A 21,571-nucleotide genomic window follows, 5' to 3' on the forward strand; every position below is an offset into this window, starting at 1 on the left:
TAAAAAAAAATGCAGACATTTTGTCTGCATTTCAGATTGTAGACAAAAGGCACCCGAATAAGCTCATTCGGGTGCCTTTACGTTGGAAATTTGCTCGTAAGAGCAATATTTAGACCTATCCTATGCCTATTATTACGCCATTTCTGGACCTTTCCAGGTCCAGTTGGCCATCTTTTTCAAGTTCATGGCAGCAAAAGTAAGCATCGCCTGCATGGACAATTTTTTTAAACCTCTTAAGGTTGTCCAACGCATACCATGCTTTTCCTTAGCATCCGCAAAGACACGTTCAATCGTTTCTTTACGACGTGCATAAATGGTTTTATTCTCTTGAGTATGACGAAGGTGATCCGCTTCCTCCAAATAGTGTTCCCACACATGACGCTCAATGAGTTTTTTATGTTCTTTACTCTGAGTGCATTGGGAAAGCAATGGACAATTTTGACATTCAATCGGATTAGAGAAATACTGGCGCTTTCCATCCTTCGTCGTCGTTGAATATTTCAATACTTGTCCTTGCGGACAGATATAACAATCGTAGTACTCATCGTAAACATACTCTTGTTTTTTAAGATAACCTTCTTTTGTACGAGGGCGAGTATATGGTAGAACTGGTGTCATATCGTGTTCAAATACATATTGGGCAATTGGAGATGTTTTATAACCAGCGTCAGCCGCAACAGCTTCAGGTTTTCCATGTTTCTCTATTATCTTCTCGAGTAGTGGCTCGAAAACAACGCTATCATGAATATTCCCCGGCGTTACAATTGCCCCCAAAACAAAACCATTTCGATCCGCAGCTGCATGAAATGAATATGCGAACTGTTTCGTTCGTTCGTCCTTTACGTAATAACCACTCTCTGGGTCAGTCGTGCTTTCTTTAATTTCTTTTAATTCTTCTTTATCAAACTTATCTGGAGGAAATGGCTTTTTTCCGTGATCTTCTCGGTCTTTATTGATCTCTTCTTGTAGACGTGCCTCATATGCTTTCGATTCTTTTCTAACTACTTTCTTCTCAAATTTCTTCTTGTTTGCGCTAGCCTTTACATGAGTAGAATCAATAAATACGTGCTCACTACTAATCAATTTCTTCTCTGAGGCTTCCTTCAAAATTCGATAGAAAATCTGCTCAAATAAATCGGTATCCTTAAAGCGTCGCTCGTAGTTTTTACCAAAAGTTGAAAAGTGAGGTACCTTATCATAAAAACCAAAGCCTAAAAACCATCGATATGCCGTATTGGTTTCGATTTCTTCAATAGTTTTACGCATGGAGCGAATACCGAAGGTATATTGGATGAAAGCCATCTTAATCAATACTACAGGGTCAATACTCGGACGTCCCCGTTCAGAAGAATACATGTCTTGAACGAGTGAATAGATAAATGAAAAATCAATAGCCGCTTCGATTTTGCGGACCAAATGGTTTACAGGTACTAGTTGTTCTAAAGCAATCATTTCTATTTGGTCACGATTTGTCTGTGTATTTTTAGTAAGCATTTCATCCACCCCATTAAAATCTTTGTACCTTAATTATACAAAAAAACTGCCGGCAAACCCGTATTTTTTCGGATTTGTCGACAGTCTGAAATGCAGACATTTTGTCTGCATTTAATGTTTCACGACCATATAACCAATAAAATAAGAAAGAATTAAGAAACTGCCTATTACATTTACGATTGAAAAGTCTGCCATCTAATTCCACCCCTTTATATTATGAAAGAGCTTAAACATATATAAATTATCATAAAAAGGGTGTGTTACCTGTGATAAAAATAACAGTTTACGGGTGTTAAATTGAACATTTTGTGAACGTTAACCTGCAATAACTGCACTGCCTTTTTGCAGTTCATACATTTGAAAGTATTTGCCCCCTAAAACCATCAATTCTTCATGTGAACCACGTTCGACAATCTTACCACGATCTAACACAAGTATTTGATCAGCATTGCGAATGGTTGATAACCGGTGTGCAATAATAAACGTGGTTCTACCCTTTTTCAAGACATCCATAGCTTCTTGGATAACAGCTTCGGTTTCAGTATCTATACTAGATGTGGCTTCATCTAGTATTAAGATAGCTGGATTAAAAGCTAGGGCTCTAGCAAAGGAAATTAACTGGCGCTGACCGCTGGATAAAGTACTGCCTTTTTCAATTACAGGTTCATCGTACCCATTGTCCAGGTTCTTAAAGACCTTGTCTGCTCCAACATCCTTTAATGCTTTTTCTACCATTTCTCTTCTTATCGCAGGGTCACTAAGACTTACATTTGACGCAATGGTACCAGTAAACAAATATGGATCCTGCAAGACAATCCCCATATGATTACGAATGGTTTGTCGTGGAATGCTGACAATATCCTTGCCATCAATAAGGATTTTCCCTTTTTGACAATCATAGAAACGGAAGAGCAAATTCATGATCGAGCTTTTTCCGGATCCCGTGTGTCCCACAAGCGCGACGGTCTGCCCTTGTTTCGCCTCAAAGTGAATATCTTTCAACACATACTCGCCATCTTTGTAGCCAAACCACACATGGTCGAATGTAACATTACCTTTAAAACGATCTATTCTTTGTGTACTTACATTCTCACCTGGTTCATCCATAAGTTTAAAGACTCTTTCACCCGCTACTAAGGCCGTTTCTAAATTGGCTAATTGATTGACAATCCCCTGTACGGGCTGAAAAAGACGATTAATGTAATCAACAAATGCATACAGCACTCCTAACGAAATAACCGAAGCAGGATTCAACGCCTGACCCCCAAAGTACCATATGAATGCAACAAAAACGAGATTCCTTAGAACCCCCACTAAATTATGAGAAGTTAACGCATTTAAGCTTAATAATTTATTTTGGTAGGTAAAATGTTCTGTATTTAGTTTTTCAAATTCCTTTTCTGTTTCTTTTTCTCTTCTAAATGCTTGAATGATGCTCATGCCGCCAATTGATTCATTAATGGTTGCATTGATATCACTAATTCGTGAACGAATAACATGATTGTATTTGGAAGCAAACTTTCGATACACTAACATCCAACCGTAAAGAATAGGTAATAGGATTAGACAGATAGCTGCAAGTTTCATATCCAAGATAAAAAGTGCCGCATATATACCTGTAATATAAATTGCACTGGTAAAAAATTGAGCTAATACCGTCACATATAATTCGCGGATTGCTTCAGTGTCATTGGTAATCCTGGCAACCACTTTTCCAGCAGGAAGGTTATCAAAGTATTGGATGGGAAGCCGCTGGATCTGACCAAATACATCCTCACGCATTTTTTGAATAATTCGATTTGCTGACTTCTGAAGTAAAAAACGCTGACCATATTGAAATATCGCTGAAATTACTAGTAAGCCAAAATAAATGATCAACAGCTTAATAATGCCCGGAATCTCCAGTTCGTAAAACGCCATTAGCTCTTTCGTTGTAAGGACTTGTGCGTTATATTCCGCCCTTTTCGTTCCCTTTTGAACCGTTAAAACACCGTCTTTTAATGTTCTTTTCCCATCAAATTCAAGATTCCCTTCGACGATGACAAACCTTGCATCTACCTGCAATATTCTAAGTTCCTTCCCCTTTTGTTCATTGTTTGGAAAATTCTTTTCCTTTTTATAAAATCGCCCATTATATTCTGCCGTGTTTTTTTCACTAGAAGTTTCATACCAAACAGATTCAATACCTAAAATATGTTGGTCAATAATATTTTTTGCAATAAACGGACCTGCTAAATCAGTAACCACGGAAATGGTCAGCATAAATAGTGCTGCAAAAATGATCTTTTTATAGTTTAATGCATACTGCGTTAATCGTCTGCCTGTATTCATGCTGTCACCTCCTCTTCTAAATTATTTTCCACTTGTTGACGTAAAAATTGTTCTTTATACCAGCCATCATTAGAAAGTAGTTGTTCGTGAGTTCCTGTTTCGATTATTTTTCCATCATCGAGAACGAGGATTTGGTCTGCATGCTCGACGGCTGACATTCGGTGAGTTGTGATTATCGTGGTTTTGTCCTTCCTAATCTCACGAATATTATCAATAATTCTTTTTTCTGTTTTGGCATCAACAGCCGACAACGAATCGTCAAGAATCAAAATGTCAGGATTTTTTATTAACGCTCGTGCAATCGATATTCTTTGTTTTTGACCCCCGGACAATGCTACACCTTTTTCACCGACTAGTGTTTCTAGTCCTTCCGGCAGCATCTCTAAATCCTTTCTAAATGCTGCTAGATCAATCGCCTTTTCCAATTCCTCATCCGTTGCCGCTGAGTTTCCAAAAAGAATATTTTCTTTAACACTTTTTGAAAACAGAACATGATCTTGAGGAACATAGCCAATCCATCTGCGAACTTGATTTAGGGTTTGCTCTTTTAGAGGTACACCTGAGATAGACAGTTCACCTGTTCCAAGAGGATATTGCCGCAGCAACTGTTTAATCAGTGTGGTTTTTCCACTGCCTGTTTTTCCAACAATTCCTAACGTCTGTCCTTGAAGCAACTGAACAGAAATATTCTTTAAATTATCCTCCTTTGAAGAAGGATAGCGAAATGTTACCTCTTTGAAATTGATTCTGTCCGGAGTTTCAACTATCACTGGCTTTGAAGGATTCTCAACCGTTTCCTGAAAGGACAATGTTTCATTTACCCTATCCAGTGAGGCATTTCCTCTTTGCATAATATTAATTAATTCACCTATTGCAAACATTGGCCAGATTAACATTCCTAGATATACATTAAAGGAAACAAGGTCACCTAAGGTAATTGCTTGATTAAAAACTAAATAAGCTCCATAACCTAGACCAATCATATAGCTTATGCCAACCAGTATTTTTACGGTTGGATCAAATAAGGAATCAATCCTTGCGACTTTAATATTTTTATGAAAGACATCTTCTGTTAGTTGATGGAACCTTCCTCGATCTGCCTCCTCCTGCACATAGGCACGAATTACCCTTACACCTGCAACCGATTCTAATACTCGATCGTTTAACTCCCCAAAAGCATCCTGAGCTTCCATAAAACGCTTATGGATTCTATTTCCATAAATTTGCATGATATAAGCCATAATTGGCAATGGAAGGATCGCTGCAATGGTTAATTTCCAGCTAATTAAAAGCCCCATTGTAATAATTAGAGTAAGCATCCAAACACTCGAATCCACCAAGGTTAAAATCCCAAACCCTGCTGTGATGGAAATTGCTTTTAAATCATTGGTGGCTCTTGCCATTAGGTCGCCCGTTCGATTTTTTTCATAAAAGGTTGGCGACATTTTTAACAAATGTTTCATGAATCGGGACCTCAACTTCCTCTCAACGAGAAAAGCTCCCCCGAATAATTTATACATCCAAACATAGGTGATTCCATATGAGAGAACCATGATCAAGATAAGATAGACTAAATATTTAAAGATTTTCCCATTATTCATTTCACCAAGATGAATATCATCTATTGCCATCCCTATTATTTTAGGTGGCACAACGTCAAAAATCCCAACTAGAATTAATAACGATATTGCTATCACATACCGCTTCCAATATTCTTTAAAAAACCATCCCAATTTCTTTAAAACTGAAAACATCTCATTACCCCCTTGTAAAAAAAGAAAAAGACATACCGCAAAAGAGTGCAGTATGCCTCGAAACTAAAAAAAGAGACAAAAAAACACACGTTACGTATCAAAAAGAACGCAACCTGTGGTTTAATTATCAATAAATTAAAATAGACTCACTAAAAAAAGGTCGTCTGGGAGCAGGTTACATTCGGATATTCAGTTGCGGATAAAGTTCTGTCTAAAACAATCATTATGTAACCCTCCTTTTCCTTTTTTTACATCCTTTGTTAGATTATCACCAGTTTATTTATATGTCAATTCCTATTTTTCAGAATTTTCTTGGTCAATCAGCCCTTTTTCGAAAATATCTTACGAACAAATAATAAATAAAAAAGTGTTGGCATCGGAGCCTGAATAAGACCAATGATTCCCCATAACCAATAGTTGTGATTACGTTTCCTAGCGTCTAAAAATAAAAAAATACTTTGCAGTAAAAGGATTGCTGCAACGATAATGATCAATGCAGGTGATAATTCATTACTCATTAATCTTCACCTTCTTACGTGAACCCATAATTGTATAAAATACAATAAAAACCGGAGTAATAATTTGAATGAAGAGAAAAACAAAAGGCAATTGATAAAATGAAACGATGATTCCACTTAAAATGAATAATGCAATTATAAGAAATAAGGATAATTCTTTCCTTAGTTTTTTTCTGTTATTTTCCTTCTCGATTATGACCATATTTTCAAACCATTGTAAGTCCGGTGTATAGACAGGGAATTGATCGACCTTGCTTAAACCATCTTGCAGTTCGTGAATAGCATCCAAGTCATGATTATTTTGTTGTTCGTTGTCGAGTATGACGACTTTCTGTTTCTTCACCTAGTTTCAGCTCCCTTCTTACTGCCAAAATTCCATTATGAACCCTAGATTTAACTGTTCCTGAAGAAATTTTCATCCATGCACCAATTTCATCGTATGAATACCCATAATAATGCTTCAATACAATGGGAACCCGGACGTCTACAGGTAATTTTCCTAATGCCTCTAGTGCATCGTTCCACTCCTCGTTCCTGCTTTCAAAATGCCATTTCAGTTTTCGAAAAACTTCTTCTTGTCCTTTCCATTGGTTTTCTCTCTTCTGTTTTCTACATTGGTCAATATAAGCATTGGTGGCAATCGAGATTAACCAAGTGGAAAATTTACTTTGACCATTATAGAGATGAATCTTTTGAATACACTTTGCCATTGTTTCTTGTGCTAGTTCCTCTGCCATATCAGGATTCATTGTAATTTTCATTAAATACTTTACAAGGAATGGATAATTTTCTTTAAACAACATGGCAAATGCAAGATGATCCCCTTCTTTTGCACTTTTTATTAACGGATCCATCACACTTGTCCTCTCTTTCCCCCATCTACCCTCAATTTTCTGTCTATATATACGACGCGCAAATACAAATTTCGTTCATTTTAATTTGTGAATATTTTAATTCTATCACAAAAGGCACGAATTTCTTCGTGCCTTTCTGTTAATGATTCATATTTGGCCCTATTTTTTTCCAGCGTTTTTCCCACTTTTCTTTTTGGTTTTTCCACCTTTCTTCCCATTTTCTCGGACCATCATTAAAATACTCTTCAAGTGATTTTCGCCTCTGTTCTGCCTCTTCCTCTTGCTTCTTTTCAATTAAAGTATCAATGTGAGGGACATTGAATTTACTGGAAGGAGTACCTTGTAAGGCCTGTTTCATTACTTCACGAAAAAGAATAGCTGCTCCTGCTCCGCTTGTCGTTTTCAAGTAGTGTTTTTCATCCGTTTTATCGTAGCCCACCCACACAGCTCCAACTAGTTGTGGTGAGTAGCCAACAAACCATTGGTCCTTGACCCCAGTGATTCCTTCAATCGGTACTTGCGTCGAACCTGTTTTTCCTGCAATCTCTCTACCCGGAATTTGTGCGCTTTTTCCAGACCCATGCTCAACAACCCCAAGGAGCATGGTGGTAATGTGATCAGTTACGGATTTAGTTGTGACTTTTTCCTTTTTTTCCTTCCACTGTGCAATAATATTACCCTCTGCATCCACAATCTTTTTAATGACATGAGCTTTAATTTTAACTCCATTATTAGGGAAGACAGAATAGGCCTCAGCCATGACAAGCGGCGATACTCCTTGTTCTAATCCACCGAGTGCAAGTGATAGATTACGATCACCTTTTTGCAAAGGTATACCAAAGCGTTTGGTTGAATTTATTCCTTTTTCAATTCCTATCTCATTTAATAACCAGACTGCAGAAACATTTTTTGAATCTTTCACTGCTTCATACATTGGCACTTCACCAGCATATTCATGATTATAATTTTTTGGTTCGTATTCTCCAAAGGTCATTGGTTCATCTTTTAACATATCTGTTATTTTCCAGCCCGCTTCGAGGGCAGGTGTAAAGACTGCGATTGGTTTAATAGAAGAACCTGGCTGTGCTTTTAATTGTGTGGCACGGTTATAACCTCTAAAGGTATGCTCCCCTCGTCCGCCAACAAGGGCACGGATTCCACCGGTTTTGGGGTCAAGCAATATCCCTCCGCTTTGGATCAGAGAATCTGACCCCCTTGGAAATAAATCATCTCTTTGATACGTCTCCTCCATCGCTTTTTGCATAGCAGGATCTAGTTCGGTGTATATTTGATAGCCGCCTGTTAATAATTCATCCTGTGATAAATGATAGACATCGATGGCTTCTTCAAAAACTTGATCAACATAGTGCGGATACTTCCCTCGAAATGGATCTCCGCCTTTATTATTTAAGATAACCTTTTCATTTATCGCTTGTTCATATTGCTCTGTTGTAATATAGCCTTGATTCTTCATTTGATTGAGTACCAGATTTCTCCTCTGGGTTGCCTTGTCCAAGTGCTGATAGGGGTTTAGAGAAGAAGGTGCTTTTATTAGACCTGCCAGTAAGGCTGATTCGCTAATAGTGAGATCTTCGACTTCTTTGCCAAAATAATTGCTTGCTGCATGCTTTATCCCCCAGGCACCATCACCAAAATAAATTTGATTTAAGTACATTTGAAGGATTTCTGATTTGCTAAATTGTCTCTCGATTTCCATCGCTAAAAACACTTCATCTATCTTTCTTTTTAGTGTTTTCTGAGAGGTTAGTAAAGTGTTTTTTGTTAATTGCTGAGTAATTGTACTGCCGCCTTCTACCATTCCACGGGCTTTTATGTCCCGAATAAGTGCTCTTGTAATCCCAATATAATCTACACCATGGTGTTCATAGAATCTACGGTCCTCTATGGCAATTACTGCATTTTTCATCGAGTCAGGAACCTGATTAATCGAAATACCCTCATTTTTATTTGCAGATACTTTACTTGCAACCTCACCATTCAAATCATAAAATACGGTTGCCTGGGGAAGTTCATTTTTTAGGGAAGAAATATCTGCATCCATTGAATAAGCGTACACGATACCTAGAAAGCCCAAAACTAAAAGAGAAAACGAGAGAACCATTACTTGGTTCATATGCCATCGCTTCCAATTATTCACTACCTTTTTCATAATTCCTCCTTAAGTAAATAAGAAATGAAGGGCATCATTTTCTTTTTCCCAAAAAGGGGAAATATTAACCAATTTTTTGGTTAAAAAAAAGAAAAGCACTCAAAATTGCATTCGAATGCTTTTCTTTATTCGTTCTTGGTTAATTCTCTAAAGCGAATTTTGGATTGCTTTTCATCAAAGCTGCTGTATACCCGATAGTGTTTGTCATCCAATATCCGAAAATGTTTACTTAGTATATTCTGCTGGAGGACAAATCCGTTTTTTCTTGTGACTTCACGCCACCAAATTTTTCCTCCAAAGGTTTTCATTCTCCGATAATCTATTCCTTCGCGTGCCACGGTTTCCAAGACTTCTAACGGTTCATTACCAAATAAAAATTGGACTGTTTCTGTTTCTCTAAACAAAGCACAAATGGTGACTACCGTCGACCAGCCTGCCAGCACTCTTCCTTTTTCAATTTGAACTAAGGTCTTCTTTGAAACACCAATGATCTCTGCCATTTTATCCTGGGTATAACCTGCTTCTGTACGAATTAATCGCAGTTTATCTGAAACTAGCAAAATAATTTCATTTCTATTCAATTAAAACCCTTCCTTCAATACACCTATTAGTGTAATTTTACACAAGTTCACACATATTGAAAAGAAAAAACTGCTATCAATAAATGAATAGCAGTTTTACAGTGTTATTTTGGCGGAATTCCACATTGACTTTGTCTCGAGCAGGACTTTTCAAGGTCACAAGCTGCACATTTCCCTTTTTTTGATTTATTTATAAATTTCACTAATGCCCAAGTGGCGTATCCAAATATCGTAGCGCCAATGATGATATTAGCTATCATACGGTACCATCCTCATCTTAGACTAATCCAAACAGTTTTCCGCCCTGATAAATGACCAAGCATAAAACATAAGCAATAAACAATGCATACATCATTGAAAAAGCAGTCCATTTCTTTGAGCCAGTTTCTTTATAAATAGTAGCCGTAGTAGCTAAACAAGGAATATATAAAAGGATAAAAACCATGAAGCTATAGGCCGCAAGCGGGGTGTAATAATTGCTCAATAAACCTTGTAAGCCCGCATCATTTGGAACAAAGTAAATAATATTCATGGTAGAAATAATTGCTTCTTTTGCTAAAAATCCTGTTATTAACGAAGCTACCGCTTGCCAAGTGCCGAACCCAATTGGTTCTAAAATCGGCGCAAATAAATTACCAATTGCAGCTAAAAAGCTATCATCCATATCCACTTTTAATCCATTGGGACCTGCATATGATAATAGCCATATGAAAACCGAACCTGCGAAAATAAACGTTCCCGCTTTACGAACAAAGCCCTTTCCCTTATCCCATGTACTTCTCCAAAGTGATTGAACTTGCGGAAGGCGATAAGGCGGCAGTTCTATCACGAATAGTGATGTTTCTGATTTTAATAGTGTTTTAGTAAATATTTTTGCTAAAACAAGAGCGACAACGATACCTAGAACATAAAGACTTAATACCACTAGTGCTTTATGACCTACAAAAAATGCCCCAACAAATAACGCGTACACTGGTAATCGTGCCGAGCATGACATTAGTGGAGTTAATAATATTGTCATTAGTCTCTCACGAGGTGTTTCAATGGTTCTTGACGCCATGATACCGGGTACATTACAGCCAAATCCAATCATCATCGGAATAAATGTCTTGCCATTCAGCCCCACGGACTCCATAATTCTGTCCATAACAAGAGCTACCCTCGCCATGTAACCAGAATCCTCCAACAAGGATATAAAAAAGAACAGAATAAATATCTGTGGAACAAACACAAGGACTCCACCGACACCGGCAATAAGTCCTTCAATAATTAATGCATGTATGAAATCTGAGGCATGGACAGCTCCAAGGAATTTTTCTGCACCTGTTGTCACTTGTCCGGTTAAGACTCCATCCAGAATATCTGACAATGGAGTTCCCAACCAATCAAACGTCAACATAAACATTAAATACAAACAAATTAAGAAAATTGGCATTCCTAAATAGCGATTCGTGACGATGGCATCAATCTTCTCTGACATGGGTACAACTGTACTTACCTTCCGAACTGAGTTTTCAAGTATCTTTTCAATAACCTCTTTTCTCTTCAAGTAAATAAAGTTTGCCAGCGATTTTACATGACCATTTTCTTGAATTAACAAAGTCTCCAATTGAGTAAGGTATGATACAAGTTCAGCAGGTTCTATTATGTCAGAAAGAAAATTTTTCACGTATTCATTCCCTTCAAATAATTGAAGAGCTAGCCATCTAGGGGAATGATCTGTCTTACCGATAAGCTCAATACTTAATTTAGTAATAGCCTTTTCAACTGTATTGCCATAATAAACATGTTTTTTTACCTTTGAATGACTTGAACTGGTTGAAATAACCTCTATTAATCTATTGCATCCTTTGCCGCTTCTCGCAACAACAGGAACCACAGGTACGCCTAAAATCTGTGATAACTTTTCCGTATCAATTTGTATGCCTCGATTGGCCGCGACATCCACCATATTCAAACCGATTAGTGCAGGTTTTTCATATTCGAGCAATTGTAATGTTAAATGCAAATTACGCTCTAATTGCGATGCATCCAAAATATTAAGCAATCTGTCTACAGGTTCCTCTAAAAAAAAGGTAGTAACTACCCCTTCATCCCTTGATAATGGATTGAGTGAATATATCCCTGGCAAATCAATTAATCTCCCTAGATTATTCTTGAAAACTCCGACCTTCTTCTCAACTGTAACACCGCTCCAGTTTCCTACATACTCATAGGAACCAGTAAGATTATTAAACAATGAAGTTTTTCCGGTATTCGGGTTTCCAATAAGTGCGATTTCCATTAAACCCTCTCCACTTCTATTAAGCGAGCTTCTTTACGACGAAGACCTACGCATTGTCCACATGATTCGATCATGATTGGTCCCCCAAAAGGCATGACACATTTAACACAAACCTCAGAACCTTCTGTTATCCCTAGGTCCAACAATCGTCTTTGGACCATTCTGCCAACTTTGGATATATCTATGATTTTTCCTTTATCTCCTACTTTAAGCGAACCGAACATCACCATCACCCTTACATAGGTTAATTGAGAATGATTATCTTTATTTATATCATTATTTTACCATTGAAAAATGGCTGATTTTGTGACAAAAGTTCGAAAAAAAAATAGAAAAGTCACAGACTTTTCTATTTTTTAACTTATATCATTTTTTTCGGTGCGGCTGTGATCACAAGGATAACAATAATCGCACATACGATAAAGCTCGGGAGCATATAGGTTCCATTGTATAACAGAGAGTATACTGCTGCCGGCTGACCCTCGGGTGCGTATTCGCCAAAAAACACAATTCCTGATATCACATGTGCAAGATATCTTAGTGCACTCCCTAAAAATGTTCCGAATAACACAAATGTAACCCATTTCCTTCTATTATTATGGGAAAGAGAATCTTTCAGTTGTGAAGCAAAAATACCTGCTAGACCAACGACTGAAAAGGCAATAGCATAATCAATAATTCCTTGTAGAAGCGTATAGATTTGCGAAAAACCAAGGATGAACTGAAGTAATCCTAGTAAAAATCCAGATAAAATACCGCCTTTTACTCCCCATCGAAATGACATAATGAAAATGGGAACCATCGCAATAGAAATTGACCCTCCTTGCGGCCATATTTTTAATGACAACAATCCCGAAACCAAATCCAATAAATAAGCAAGTGCCGAAAATACTGCTACCTCAACCAAGAATAATGTGTTATTACGCTTTTTCTCCATACATGTTCCCCCTAATTTTGTTTGTATTTTAGAAACCGTTCGATAGTTTAACTGTTTAATATGGCGCCCTATATACAAAAAAGCAATGCAGGACATATAAGGATTGTCTGCATTGCTTAAAATTTAATATTCGGCAAACCACATCCCTACGCTAGTGTTAACTAACAGGTTCATAGGGTCAGAACTCGAACGTTCACTCTCAGCCACCAAAAGCAGCTCCCCTTGTGGAAATATTTAATTATGTTCATAGACGAATATACTATTTTTATAGGGCTTTTACAAGGATAAACTTCGATTCATGTTATAATTAGATAAACTATCAAATAACGGATAAAAATTGATAAAATTTACCTATATTTAATTAAAGGAATTTCCAGCTATTATCACGAATTTAATTTAATCAGTTCGGCATGTCTTAGGAGGAAACTGTGATGTTATCTGAGTTACATATGGATTTAATAGCTTTTTTTAATAAGAACAAAGAGGAATTGCTTCGTGAATGGGAAAATTCCATTGTTATTTCTAAAGGAGATCCCTATAAAGAAAAAATAAGTCTAAATGGAATTGCCATTTTTAATATAGTATTAACTATGCATACAATGACCGAAGAGGAACTCCTAGAAACGATTCAAAAGTATGCGTTAGAAATTTCCGAAGAAAGAGCCTTAGCTACTATCAACATTGGAGACTTTGTCTATAATGTTAATCTTGGCAGGTCTGTTTTATATAGTTATTTAAGTAAGTCAGGTCTCGTATGGGCAGAGCTTCAAGAATCCATTAATAAGATAAATTTCTGCTTTGATAAATTTTTATATTACGCAGTTACTCATTATACAGAAGCAAAAAATAAAATCATTGAAGAAAAAACGATGTTTATTGATTCTACTCATCAAGACCGTTTAACCCTTCTAGGGCAAATGACATCCAGTTTTATTCATGAATTTAGAAACCCACTGACGTCGATACAAGGTTTTATTCAGCTTCTAAAGGCAGACTACCCTGAAATGAAATATCTCGATATTATCTCCAGTGAGTTGGATCAACTTAATTTCCGTATCTCACAATTTCTACTTTTGTCTAAAAAAGAATTAATTGGAAAAGAAAAGGAACAATTTAATCAGAATAAATTAATTGATGAAGTGTTAAATTTCCTATACCCAAGTATTTTAGACGGTAAGGTAAAAATTAAAAAGGATATCGTCGATGAAATCACCCTTTTTGGATATGCAGATGAAATGAGACAAGTCTTCATTAATATTATTTTCAATGCCATTGACGTGTTAAACCATCACAGAGTACCGAACCCAACGATTGAAATTAAATGCACTATAGATAATAATTCACATGTTGTTTTATCTATATCTAATAATGGTCCAATGATTCCTGCTGAATTAAGTAAGACCATTTTTGAGCCTTTTTTCACAACAAAAAAGCTGGGTACTGGTCTTGGCTTATTTGTATGTAAGGAAATCATTGAAAAGCATAAAGGTGAATTAACCTGCCTCTCAACTCCAGACCTAACCGTATTTACCATTAAATTACCCCTTGCTGCGTCTCCTATATAGGAGGCGTTATTTGTATTTTTTATTTTTGAAAATTTATAATTTTCTGATTCATATAGACAAGACTTTTCTCATAAAATGTTTATACCAACCATTATACAAACCAGAACGTTTGACTGTACAGTTGTAATTTACTATAATTATTTTTAAATTTAGATTACTCGAGGTGATTTGATGGGGCTGTCTATCGTATCGGTGAATTAGCAGAAATTGCAATGGTCTCTAAACGCACAATTGATTATTACACATCAATTGGTTTACTAAGTGCAGAACGATCCCAATCTAATTATCGAATTTATACTGAAGAATCCTTAAAGGACTTAAAATTTATTGAGGAATGTAAGAGTTTGCACTACCCTCTTGACGAGATTAAAAGAAAACTAGATATGAAGAAGGACAAAACAATTCGTGATTCAGAAGTGGAAAAACATGTAAATGCAGTTACACAGCAAATGCATCAGCTGCAGAATGATTTATATGACCTAACTTCATTTATTGAAAAATTAGATGACATGCAGAAAGAAAAATTTGCAACAAATCTAATGATGCTAAAATCAGTCTTAAAGGAATCCCTTTTGAGAATAACGAGTTGATTTTTTTAAATTACTAGGAGGTGACTCCTTAACTCGTATGTAACGAGCTAAGGGAACTTATTTGGACATATTTAACTTGGTTTTAATAGCCATTTTAATTGCGTTAACTGCTTTTTTTGTAACTTCAGAGTTTGCTATTGTTAAAATTCGCAGTTCACGAATTGACCAGTTAATCGAGGAAGGTAATTCGAGTGCTATCTCTGCAAAAAAAGTCATTTCAAATTTAGATGAATATCTTTCAGCTTGTCAATTAGGAATTACGATTACTGCCCTTGCTTTAGGTTGGATTGGGGAATCCACCATTGAGCATTTGCTCACTCCCCTTTTCAATGGACTAGAAATTCCTGAAGGTGTTTCCCACGTATTATCCATTGGGATTGCATTTGCGACCATTACATTTTTACATGTTGTCGTAGGAGAACTGGCACCTAAAACACTGGCTATACAAAAAGCTGAATTGATTACACTGGTTATGTCGCGGCCTCTAATCTTCTTTTATAAAGTGATGTATCCGTTTATTTGGTTATTAAATGGATCAGCACGTATTGTAACGAGCATTTTTGGTCTTAAACCAGTATCTGAAAGCGAAATGGCACATACCGAGGAAGAGCTTCGAATTATCCTCTCAGAAAGCTATAAAAGTGGCGAAATTAACCAATCTGAGTTTAAGTATGTAAATAAAATTTTTGAATTTGATAACCGAATTGCCAAAGAAATTATGGTACCAAGAACAGAAATCGTTTCATTATCTAAAGATGATACACTCGATACTTTTCTCGAAGTGATTCGTGAAGAAAAGTATACGAGATATCCAATTATTGATGGTGATAAAGACCATATTATTGGTTTAGTAAATATTAAGGAAATGGTTACGGATTTAATCAGTAAAGAGACCTTGTCTACGAAAACACTTGAACATTATACTCGTCCGATAATTAGAGTGATTGAAACCATACCAATCCATGATTTGCTTGTAAAAATGCAGAAAGATCGAATGCACATGGCTATTTTAATGGACGAATATGGCGGTACCTCTGGCCTGGTCACGGTTGAAGATATCCTTGAGGAGATTGTTGGTGAAATCCGGGATGAATTTGATTCGGATGAGATTCCAATGATACGTAAAATTAAGGAGAACCATTATATTATAGATTCAAAAGTTTTAGTCACAGAAGTGAATGATCTGTTGGGCGTCGATATTGATGATGAAGATATAGACACCATTGGCGGCTGGATATTAACGGAGAATTATGAGGCCAAAGAAGGAGACTCCATTCATCACGATTCCTATGCCTTTAAAATACTTGATATGGAAGAACACCATATTAAATATATCGAGGTAACAAAGATTGTAAATGAGGAAGCAAGTACGAATAAGATAGCTTTGCCTCAAACAGAAGTACTTTCTTAATAATTGTGTTTTTGAAACAGACCAGGCAGGTCTGTTTTTTTTGTAATAAAATTGTAATATTTTCCCTAAAATCCAATCACCTTCACCCTTCTAATCATATTCTAAAACTAAAGGAGGGAGAAATTACGATGGAATTAATTTTCTTATTTTTAGCGGCAATACTTTCTGGATTTGTTTTAATGAGTGTAGAACTGGTATCATTTTTAAGCTTCTTAGGTCCAATTTTTGATATCGTTGGCTCATTAGCAATGATTATTTTTTCTTTAGCGTTTATCTATAAGGCGCTGAAAGCACTATTTGGCAAATAAATTGTAAGCGATCGCATTCTTCTATTCAACACATAAAAAAAGATCAGTTTATCATATCTGATCTTTTTTTTATTTATCTGTTTTTTAGGATAATGATTTCTTCTTCCGCTTTGGCTAATTTGATTAGGTGTTAATCTAGGCGACGATTAATATGCTTAATATCCTCACCATTCCCTAAGTTGTTTTCTAACTGTTTTACTACATTGCCTTGCACGTCTTCAATACGCTGCAGTGATTCTTTTATATCTGATAAGTCAATTTGATTAACCTCAACTCGGTGCTCAATTCTGTCCATTTGCTCCAACCGAGAAAGTCTATGTTCGATGTTTTCTAATGTTTTATTAAACGTATTTATTAGTGTTTTAATATCAGAAATGTTCTCTGTTAATTTATCAAGTTTTTGCTCCATAGTTAGGATCTCCCTTTTCGTATTACATCCATTTTATCACCTTTAACACTTTGATATGTTACAAATTCTAAAACATTACTAAACGGTATTTTTTAGGTATCCACTTTTCATGATGTTTATTGCGAAAATATGACCATTTTTTAAAATAACCTTTACGACAGAATTACTTGTGAAAAATATCACATGCAAATCTAATAAAAAGACTTAATCTAATATCATAAGGAATGATTTCTTTTTAAATTAACAGTTTTCAATCTTATTATAGCTATTACCATTTTGAAAAGGTTGGTGCATTTATATGTTACTTTCTATTGATGAAAAAGCTGCAAAGTGGTTTACGAATGAATTCGAGATCAATACTGTGAGAATGTATCCGCAATATGATGGTTTTGGTGAAAAACACAAGGGCTTCAGCCTAGCGTTTTCTGCAGAGTCACCAACAAATATCGGCTTTACGAAAGAAATAAATGGTATTAACTTCTATGTAGAAGGAAATGATGTATGGTTTTTCGAGGATACTGAAACTTGTTTGTCCTATAACGAAGAAATGAAGGAAATCCAAATAAGCTTTAAAGACACATTTGCAATTAACTAATTCTTCTCCAATATTATTTCCTTAGGGCACCCATCATAAATGGCTGCCCTATTTCCTATTTTATTAGTATACTTAAATTACATTATTAAAAATCAGAATAAAATGCGATCTGTATTGGAATAATGTAAGCGCCTATATAATAAAATCTGTGAGCAGTATGGCTCCTAACCTACGTAGAAGGGGTTGGACAATATGGAACTTTGGTTTACAATTATTTTTACTTTCCTTGGGACTGGGATTGGAGGATATACAGGTTACGTAATAATACAAAAATACTATAAAAAACCTGTAGAGAAAACTTCTGAGTTTAAAAATGACTCACAAATTAATCTAGAAGAAGCACAAAACTATCCAATCATTGATGTAACCATTGACCAGGTTCGGAAAGCTGTAAGGCAATTCTCAGATAATCTGCCAAAAGGTGTATACAGAACAATCATTGTACAAGATGATAACAGTATTGATTTTATAAAACTCGCAAATATTTTAGGCGGGGTCCCTTCTAAAAAGTTTTATATGTCTAAAGAAACCTATGATTTGTTTGAGGAAAAAGAAATGAAAATACCAGTCGAAATGGACATGGTACAAAAGGCAGTAGATTTATATGTTAAGGAACGAAAGGAATATCCTATGCTGCAATATGACCCTCAGCGAAGAGTGAACTACTACCAATTGGTTCAAGAAAAATATTTGAAATCTGCTCCTGAAATACAGTTCTATATTACTAAGATGGATGGACTCATAACTCATATTCCACCAAAAAAAAAGAAAGTGGAAAACTCTTCTCAGTAACGGTAGAGGAGTTTTTTTTTGCTTTTTTTGATGTTATTGAGATAATATCAATAAACAACCATATTTTCGTAAAAAATGAGGGATACACAGATGTCGAAGAAAAAGAATAAATCGCAGCATTTAGCGACGATTTCTCTAGCTGTTATGGGAGCAGGTTTTATTGTTACATTCCCTTTTCAGGATTCCCTTTGGGGAACAATCCTTCAGGGAGGATTTGAGGCAGGCTTGGTTGGCGGTCTTGCAGATTGGTTCGCGGTTACCGCGTTATTTCGCCACCCTCTAGGTTTACCTATACCGCATACGGCACTTTTACCAAAAAACCGTAAGAGAATTATTGCTGCCATTATTTCAATGCTTGAAAATGATTGGCTGACGAAAGAAAGTATTAGAAAGAAAGTATCAAGCATACCTTTTACCGAAAAACTCTTTAACTTTGCTGAGCAAGCTATCACAGGGCAGCAGGTCAGAAATGTTACGATTAAGCTAATCCAGCATTTACTTCTTTCGGTTGATAGTAAAAAATTAGCCCCCATTATTGAAAGCGAATTGAAAGTAAAGCTAAAAGATTTAGATGCAAGTAAGTATCTTCCTGTCATTATTGATCAACTATTAAAACGGAAATATGATGAAAAAGCACTTGATTTTGTCCTAAAGGAAATCGATGATTGGTCTAAAAAGGAAAGTACAAAGGAAAGACTTGGCAGGATGGCAGTTGATGCTCTAGAAAATATTAAAGCAGATGGTTTTATGCAATTTGCTTTAAAATCCTTTACGAATATTGTGAATGAGGAAAAGTTAGGCAGTATCATTCAAGGTCTGATTCAAAAGGGTGTACAAAGCTTTGGGGATCCATTTAATCAAAATAGGCAAACGTTACTTTTTCATATAAACACAAAGCTACAAGATATTAAAACCGATGAAAACCTGGTTTTAGAAATAAATAATATAAAAGAACAAATGATATCCCACTGGCACTTAGAGGATAAAATTACTGATTTTATTGAACAACTTAAAGAAAAGGCAATCACCCTTATAGAATTACCTAATTTTTACGAGGGTTATCTCCTTCCTCATTTATCAAAGGCAGTTGAAAATTTGAAAACAGATGATAAAAAAATAAATGCCATTGAAACCTGGATTCAGCAGCAAATTTCCGTTTTTGTCGATCATAATCATTCGAAGATTGGAAAGCTTGTAGAAGAAAACTTAGAAAAATTGGATAATAAAACTCTTATCAATATGATTGAAACGAACGTTGGAAAAGATCTGCAATGGATACGTGTAAATGGTGCGGTCTGCGGCTTTCTCATTGGGCTCGTTTTGGTGGGGTTAAAATTAATTTTTTAGAAGTTTATTTAAAGAGGGTTCTCAGACAGCAAAAAAATTAATAATAGCTGCAGAAAATTTGTTTTCTGCAGCTATTTTTTAGGTTTCCAAAGTTGTTCAACAATCATTGCTAGTAATGTACCCACTAATAAACCATTTTTACCTATGTTTTGAATGATATATGGAAGACCGCTAAAGATTTCATCTGGTAAAAACATAACTCCAATTCCAACTAGTAAGGATAACCCAATAATTGTGCTATTCCGGTCATTTAATGGCTGTTTTGTCAGTGAGCGAATGGCTATCCCCAGCATCTCAATTAGTGTGGTCAGAAGAGCAGCACTGGCTACGGGTAATGGTAAGGAAGCCAATAAGTCAACAATACTCGGAAACACTGAAATCATTACCATAATCCCACATGCAAACAGAAAAGGAATGATTCGATATTGTTTGGTTAATCTGACAAAGCCAGCTGTAGCTGGTAAAGGCACCACACCAATTGTTGAGAATACAGCAGAAAAAAGATGAGAAACTCCCCCTATCCAAGTTCCCCGGTAAAGCCTAACACGGAAATGTCCTTTATTATTTAGGATTGCTTCCTCTGCTGCGGTAATCGCGGCGAATGTATTAGAAATGAGTAAAAAAGTAAATAAGATCGTTGTTACCAATACACTTCCAGTTATTACGGGGAAACCCCATGGAAAAATTTCTGGTAGTTTAATGATATCAGTTGTTAATATTGAATTGCTTGGATGACCTTTTCCAAAGATTATGAATGCGCCCCACCCTGCAACGATACCTAATAAGATTGCATAGTTTTTTAACCATCCCTTAGCTTTAGAGGAAAGTACAATGATAAAAGCAAAAGTAAAAATAGCTATGAGAAAGCTCACCACATCCAGCTGACCCGTGTTGCTATCCATTGTCACCATTCCCTTTAAAAAGACACCACTTAATTGAATAGCTAATATAAACAGAAATGTGCCAGTTACAATTGGTGTAAAGAGAATCAATAAATGTTGAACCCACTTAGTTATCCCTAACAGTAATAATATTACTCCAGCAATGATTAATCCCGTCTCAAGGATTTGTAATGTCTCCATCAATGTCAACCCTTGCTGTGTCCCAATGCTTGCAAAGATAACAAAAATACTAACCCAAGAACCAGCTGGTCCATCTACTATTGGATATCTATGACCAAATTTCCCTTGAATAAAAGAGCTTAATCCTACGACAAAAAATGTTCGTTGCATTAAGGCTGATATCTCTGTTGTAGATAGATGAAATACATTCCCAATTACGATTGGAAGAGCAATAGAATTAGCAAGTAAGTAGACAAACCATTGAAACACACTTAAATATTTGTTTTTTGTATTCATCGATCATTTAGTACCTTTCAAATTTCATAGATGTCAAAGTCCGGCACCATTATGGGACAGCCCCCGGCATTCTCAATTATATCAAAAGATAATTAATTGTTAAGCTTATGAAAGTGTTTCAATACTTTATTAGGTATTTTGCCCAAAGTAACTTTAGTTTTTTAGGCATTATGCATAATGAATTGTGTTTAAATTATCATAAATACTACTTTAGGATACGTAGACTTGATTTCATTTGAGCATGTTGTACAATAAATGGTGATGAAATGATAA

The 21,571-nt window shown here is 35.8% G+C and carries 21 protein-coding genes and 1 riboswitch; of the genes, 7 read left to right on the forward strand and 14 right to left on the reverse strand.

Features of this window, described 5'->3' with window-relative positions; translation table 11 throughout:
- Positions 1-132 precede the first annotated feature (132 nt).
- The 12 genes from QFZ31_RS14680 to thiT all read right to left on the reverse strand — a co-directional run bounded on the left by QFZ31_RS14680 (position 133) and on the right by thiT (position 12,923).
- Entirely contained in the window at positions 133-1,494 is a 1,362-nt protein-coding gene (locus QFZ31_RS14680) for an IS1182 family transposase (protein WP_307302353.1), read from the reverse strand.
- A 315-nt stretch (positions 1,495-1,809) separates the two neighbouring features.
- Positions 1,810-3,825 carry an ABC transporter ATP-binding protein gene (locus QFZ31_RS14685; RefSeq protein WP_307303882.1) on the reverse strand — a complete coding sequence of 672 codons (2,016 nt, stop codon included), beginning with the start codon at positions 3,823-3,825 and terminating at the stop codon, positions 1,810-1,812.
- On the reverse strand, positions 3,822-5,579 hold the full coding sequence (locus QFZ31_RS14690) for an ABC transporter ATP-binding protein (RefSeq protein WP_307303883.1): 1,758 nt from the start codon (positions 5,577-5,579) through the stop codon (positions 3,822-3,824). Before QFZ31_RS14690 ends, QFZ31_RS14685 begins: the two co-directional genes overlap by 4 nt.
- Before the next feature lie 320 nt (positions 5,580-5,899).
- The gene (locus QFZ31_RS14695; protein ID WP_306076389.1) at positions 5,900-6,097 is read right to left on the reverse strand and encodes a sigma-Y antisigma factor component; all 198 of its coding nucleotides are present in this window, start codon (positions 6,095-6,097) and stop codon (positions 5,900-5,902) included.
- Positions 6,090-6,440 (reverse strand): YxlC family protein, encoded by a 351-nt coding sequence (locus QFZ31_RS14700; RefSeq protein WP_307303885.1) that lies wholly within the window; start codon positions 6,438-6,440, stop codon positions 6,090-6,092. Before QFZ31_RS14700 ends, QFZ31_RS14695 begins: the two co-directional genes overlap by 8 nt.
- Positions 6,394-6,951, reverse strand: a complete 558-nt coding sequence (gene sigY / locus QFZ31_RS14705; RefSeq protein ID WP_307303887.1) for an RNA polymerase sigma factor SigY — start codon at positions 6,949-6,951, stop codon at positions 6,394-6,396. The genes QFZ31_RS14700 and sigY overlap by 47 nt, the downstream gene beginning before the upstream one ends.
- A 139-nt stretch (positions 6,952-7,090) precedes the next feature.
- Positions 7,091-9,121, reverse strand: a complete 2,031-nt coding sequence (locus QFZ31_RS14710) for a transglycosylase domain-containing protein (RefSeq protein WP_307303888.1) — start codon at positions 9,119-9,121, stop codon at positions 7,091-7,093.
- Between the two features lie 125 nt (positions 9,122-9,246).
- A complete protein-coding gene (locus QFZ31_RS14715; protein WP_307303889.1) occupies positions 9,247-9,702 on the reverse strand; it encodes a helix-turn-helix transcriptional regulator in 456 nt (151 codons plus the stop codon).
- Between the two features lie 104 nt (positions 9,703-9,806).
- Positions 9,807-9,962, reverse strand: coding sequence for a FeoB-associated Cys-rich membrane protein (locus tag QFZ31_RS14720; protein WP_307303890.1), 156 nt, complete (start codon positions 9,960-9,962; stop codon positions 9,807-9,809).
- A 17-nt stretch (positions 9,963-9,979) separates the two neighbouring features.
- Positions 9,980-11,986, reverse strand: a complete 2,007-nt coding sequence (gene feoB, locus QFZ31_RS14725) for a ferrous iron transport protein B (protein ID WP_307303892.1) — start codon at positions 11,984-11,986, stop codon at positions 9,980-9,982.
- Positions 11,986-12,216, reverse strand: a complete 231-nt coding sequence (locus QFZ31_RS14730; protein ID WP_373459850.1) for a FeoA family protein — start codon at positions 12,214-12,216, stop codon at positions 11,986-11,988. Before QFZ31_RS14730 ends, feoB begins: the two co-directional genes overlap by 1 nt.
- Before the next feature lie 131 nt (positions 12,217-12,347).
- Positions 12,348-12,923 carry an energy-coupled thiamine transporter ThiT gene (gene thiT / locus QFZ31_RS14735; RefSeq protein WP_307303894.1) on the reverse strand — a complete coding sequence of 192 codons (576 nt, stop codon included), beginning with the start codon at positions 12,921-12,923 and terminating at the stop codon, positions 12,348-12,350.
- Positions 12,924-13,049: 126 nt separating this feature from the next.
- Positions 13,050-13,156, reverse strand: a riboswitch (TPP riboswitch).
- Between the two features lie 198 nt (positions 13,157-13,354).
- Between thiT and QFZ31_RS14740 the strand changes: the two genes are divergently transcribed.
- The 4 genes from QFZ31_RS14740 (at position 13,355) to QFZ31_RS14755 (ending at position 16,797) form a co-directional block, all read left to right on the forward strand.
- A complete protein-coding gene (locus tag QFZ31_RS14740; protein ID WP_307303896.1) occupies positions 13,355-14,488 on the forward strand; it encodes a histidine kinase N-terminal domain-containing protein in 1,134 nt (377 codons plus the stop codon).
- Positions 14,489-14,700: 212 nt separating this feature from the next.
- The gene (locus QFZ31_RS14745; RefSeq protein WP_373459851.1) at positions 14,701-15,078 is read left to right on the forward strand and encodes a MerR family transcriptional regulator; all 378 of its coding nucleotides are present in this window, start codon (positions 14,701-14,703) and stop codon (positions 15,076-15,078) included.
- Between the two features lie 61 nt (positions 15,079-15,139).
- On the forward strand, positions 15,140-16,489 hold the full coding sequence (locus QFZ31_RS14750) for a hemolysin family protein (protein WP_307303898.1): 1,350 nt from the start codon (positions 15,140-15,142) through the stop codon (positions 16,487-16,489).
- A 128-nt stretch (positions 16,490-16,617) separates the two neighbouring features.
- Entirely contained in the window at positions 16,618-16,797 is a 180-nt protein-coding gene (locus QFZ31_RS14755) for a hypothetical protein (RefSeq protein ID WP_306076398.1), read from the forward strand.
- A 130-nt stretch (positions 16,798-16,927) separates the two neighbouring features.
- On the opposite strand, the gene QFZ31_RS14760 is transcribed toward QFZ31_RS14755, so the two are convergent.
- A complete protein-coding gene (locus tag QFZ31_RS14760; protein WP_307303902.1) occupies positions 16,928-17,206 on the reverse strand; it encodes a hypothetical protein in 279 nt (92 codons plus the stop codon).
- Between the two features lie 298 nt (positions 17,207-17,504).
- On the opposite strand from QFZ31_RS14760, the gene QFZ31_RS14765 reads away from it, so the two are divergent.
- The 3 genes from QFZ31_RS14765 to QFZ31_RS14775 all read left to right on the forward strand — a co-directional run bounded on the left by QFZ31_RS14765 (position 17,505) and on the right by QFZ31_RS14775 (position 19,940).
- Positions 17,505-17,801, forward strand: coding sequence for a HesB/YadR/YfhF family protein (locus QFZ31_RS14765; protein WP_307303904.1), 297 nt, complete (start codon positions 17,505-17,507; stop codon positions 17,799-17,801).
- A 192-nt stretch (positions 17,802-17,993) separates the two neighbouring features.
- Positions 17,994-18,593 (forward strand): DUF3939 domain-containing protein, encoded by a 600-nt coding sequence (locus tag QFZ31_RS14770; protein ID WP_307303906.1) that lies wholly within the window; start codon positions 17,994-17,996, stop codon positions 18,591-18,593.
- 90 nt (positions 18,594-18,683) lie between these two features.
- Complete coding sequence (locus QFZ31_RS14775; RefSeq protein WP_307303908.1) at positions 18,684-19,940, forward strand: DUF445 domain-containing protein; 1,257 nt, start codon at positions 18,684-18,686, stop codon at positions 19,938-19,940.
- A 71-nt stretch (positions 19,941-20,011) separates the two neighbouring features.
- Here QFZ31_RS14775 and QFZ31_RS14780 read toward each other — a convergent pair whose 3' ends face one another.
- Positions 20,012-21,298, reverse strand: coding sequence for a purine/pyrimidine permease (locus tag QFZ31_RS14780; protein ID WP_307303910.1), 1,287 nt, complete (start codon positions 21,296-21,298; stop codon positions 20,012-20,014).
- Between the last annotated feature and the right edge of the window lie 273 nt (positions 21,299-21,571).

The sequence above is a fragment of the Neobacillus niacini genome, assembly GCF_030817595.1.
Taxonomy (GTDB): domain Bacteria; phylum Bacillota; class Bacilli; order Bacillales; family Cytobacillaceae; genus Neobacillus; species Neobacillus niacini_G.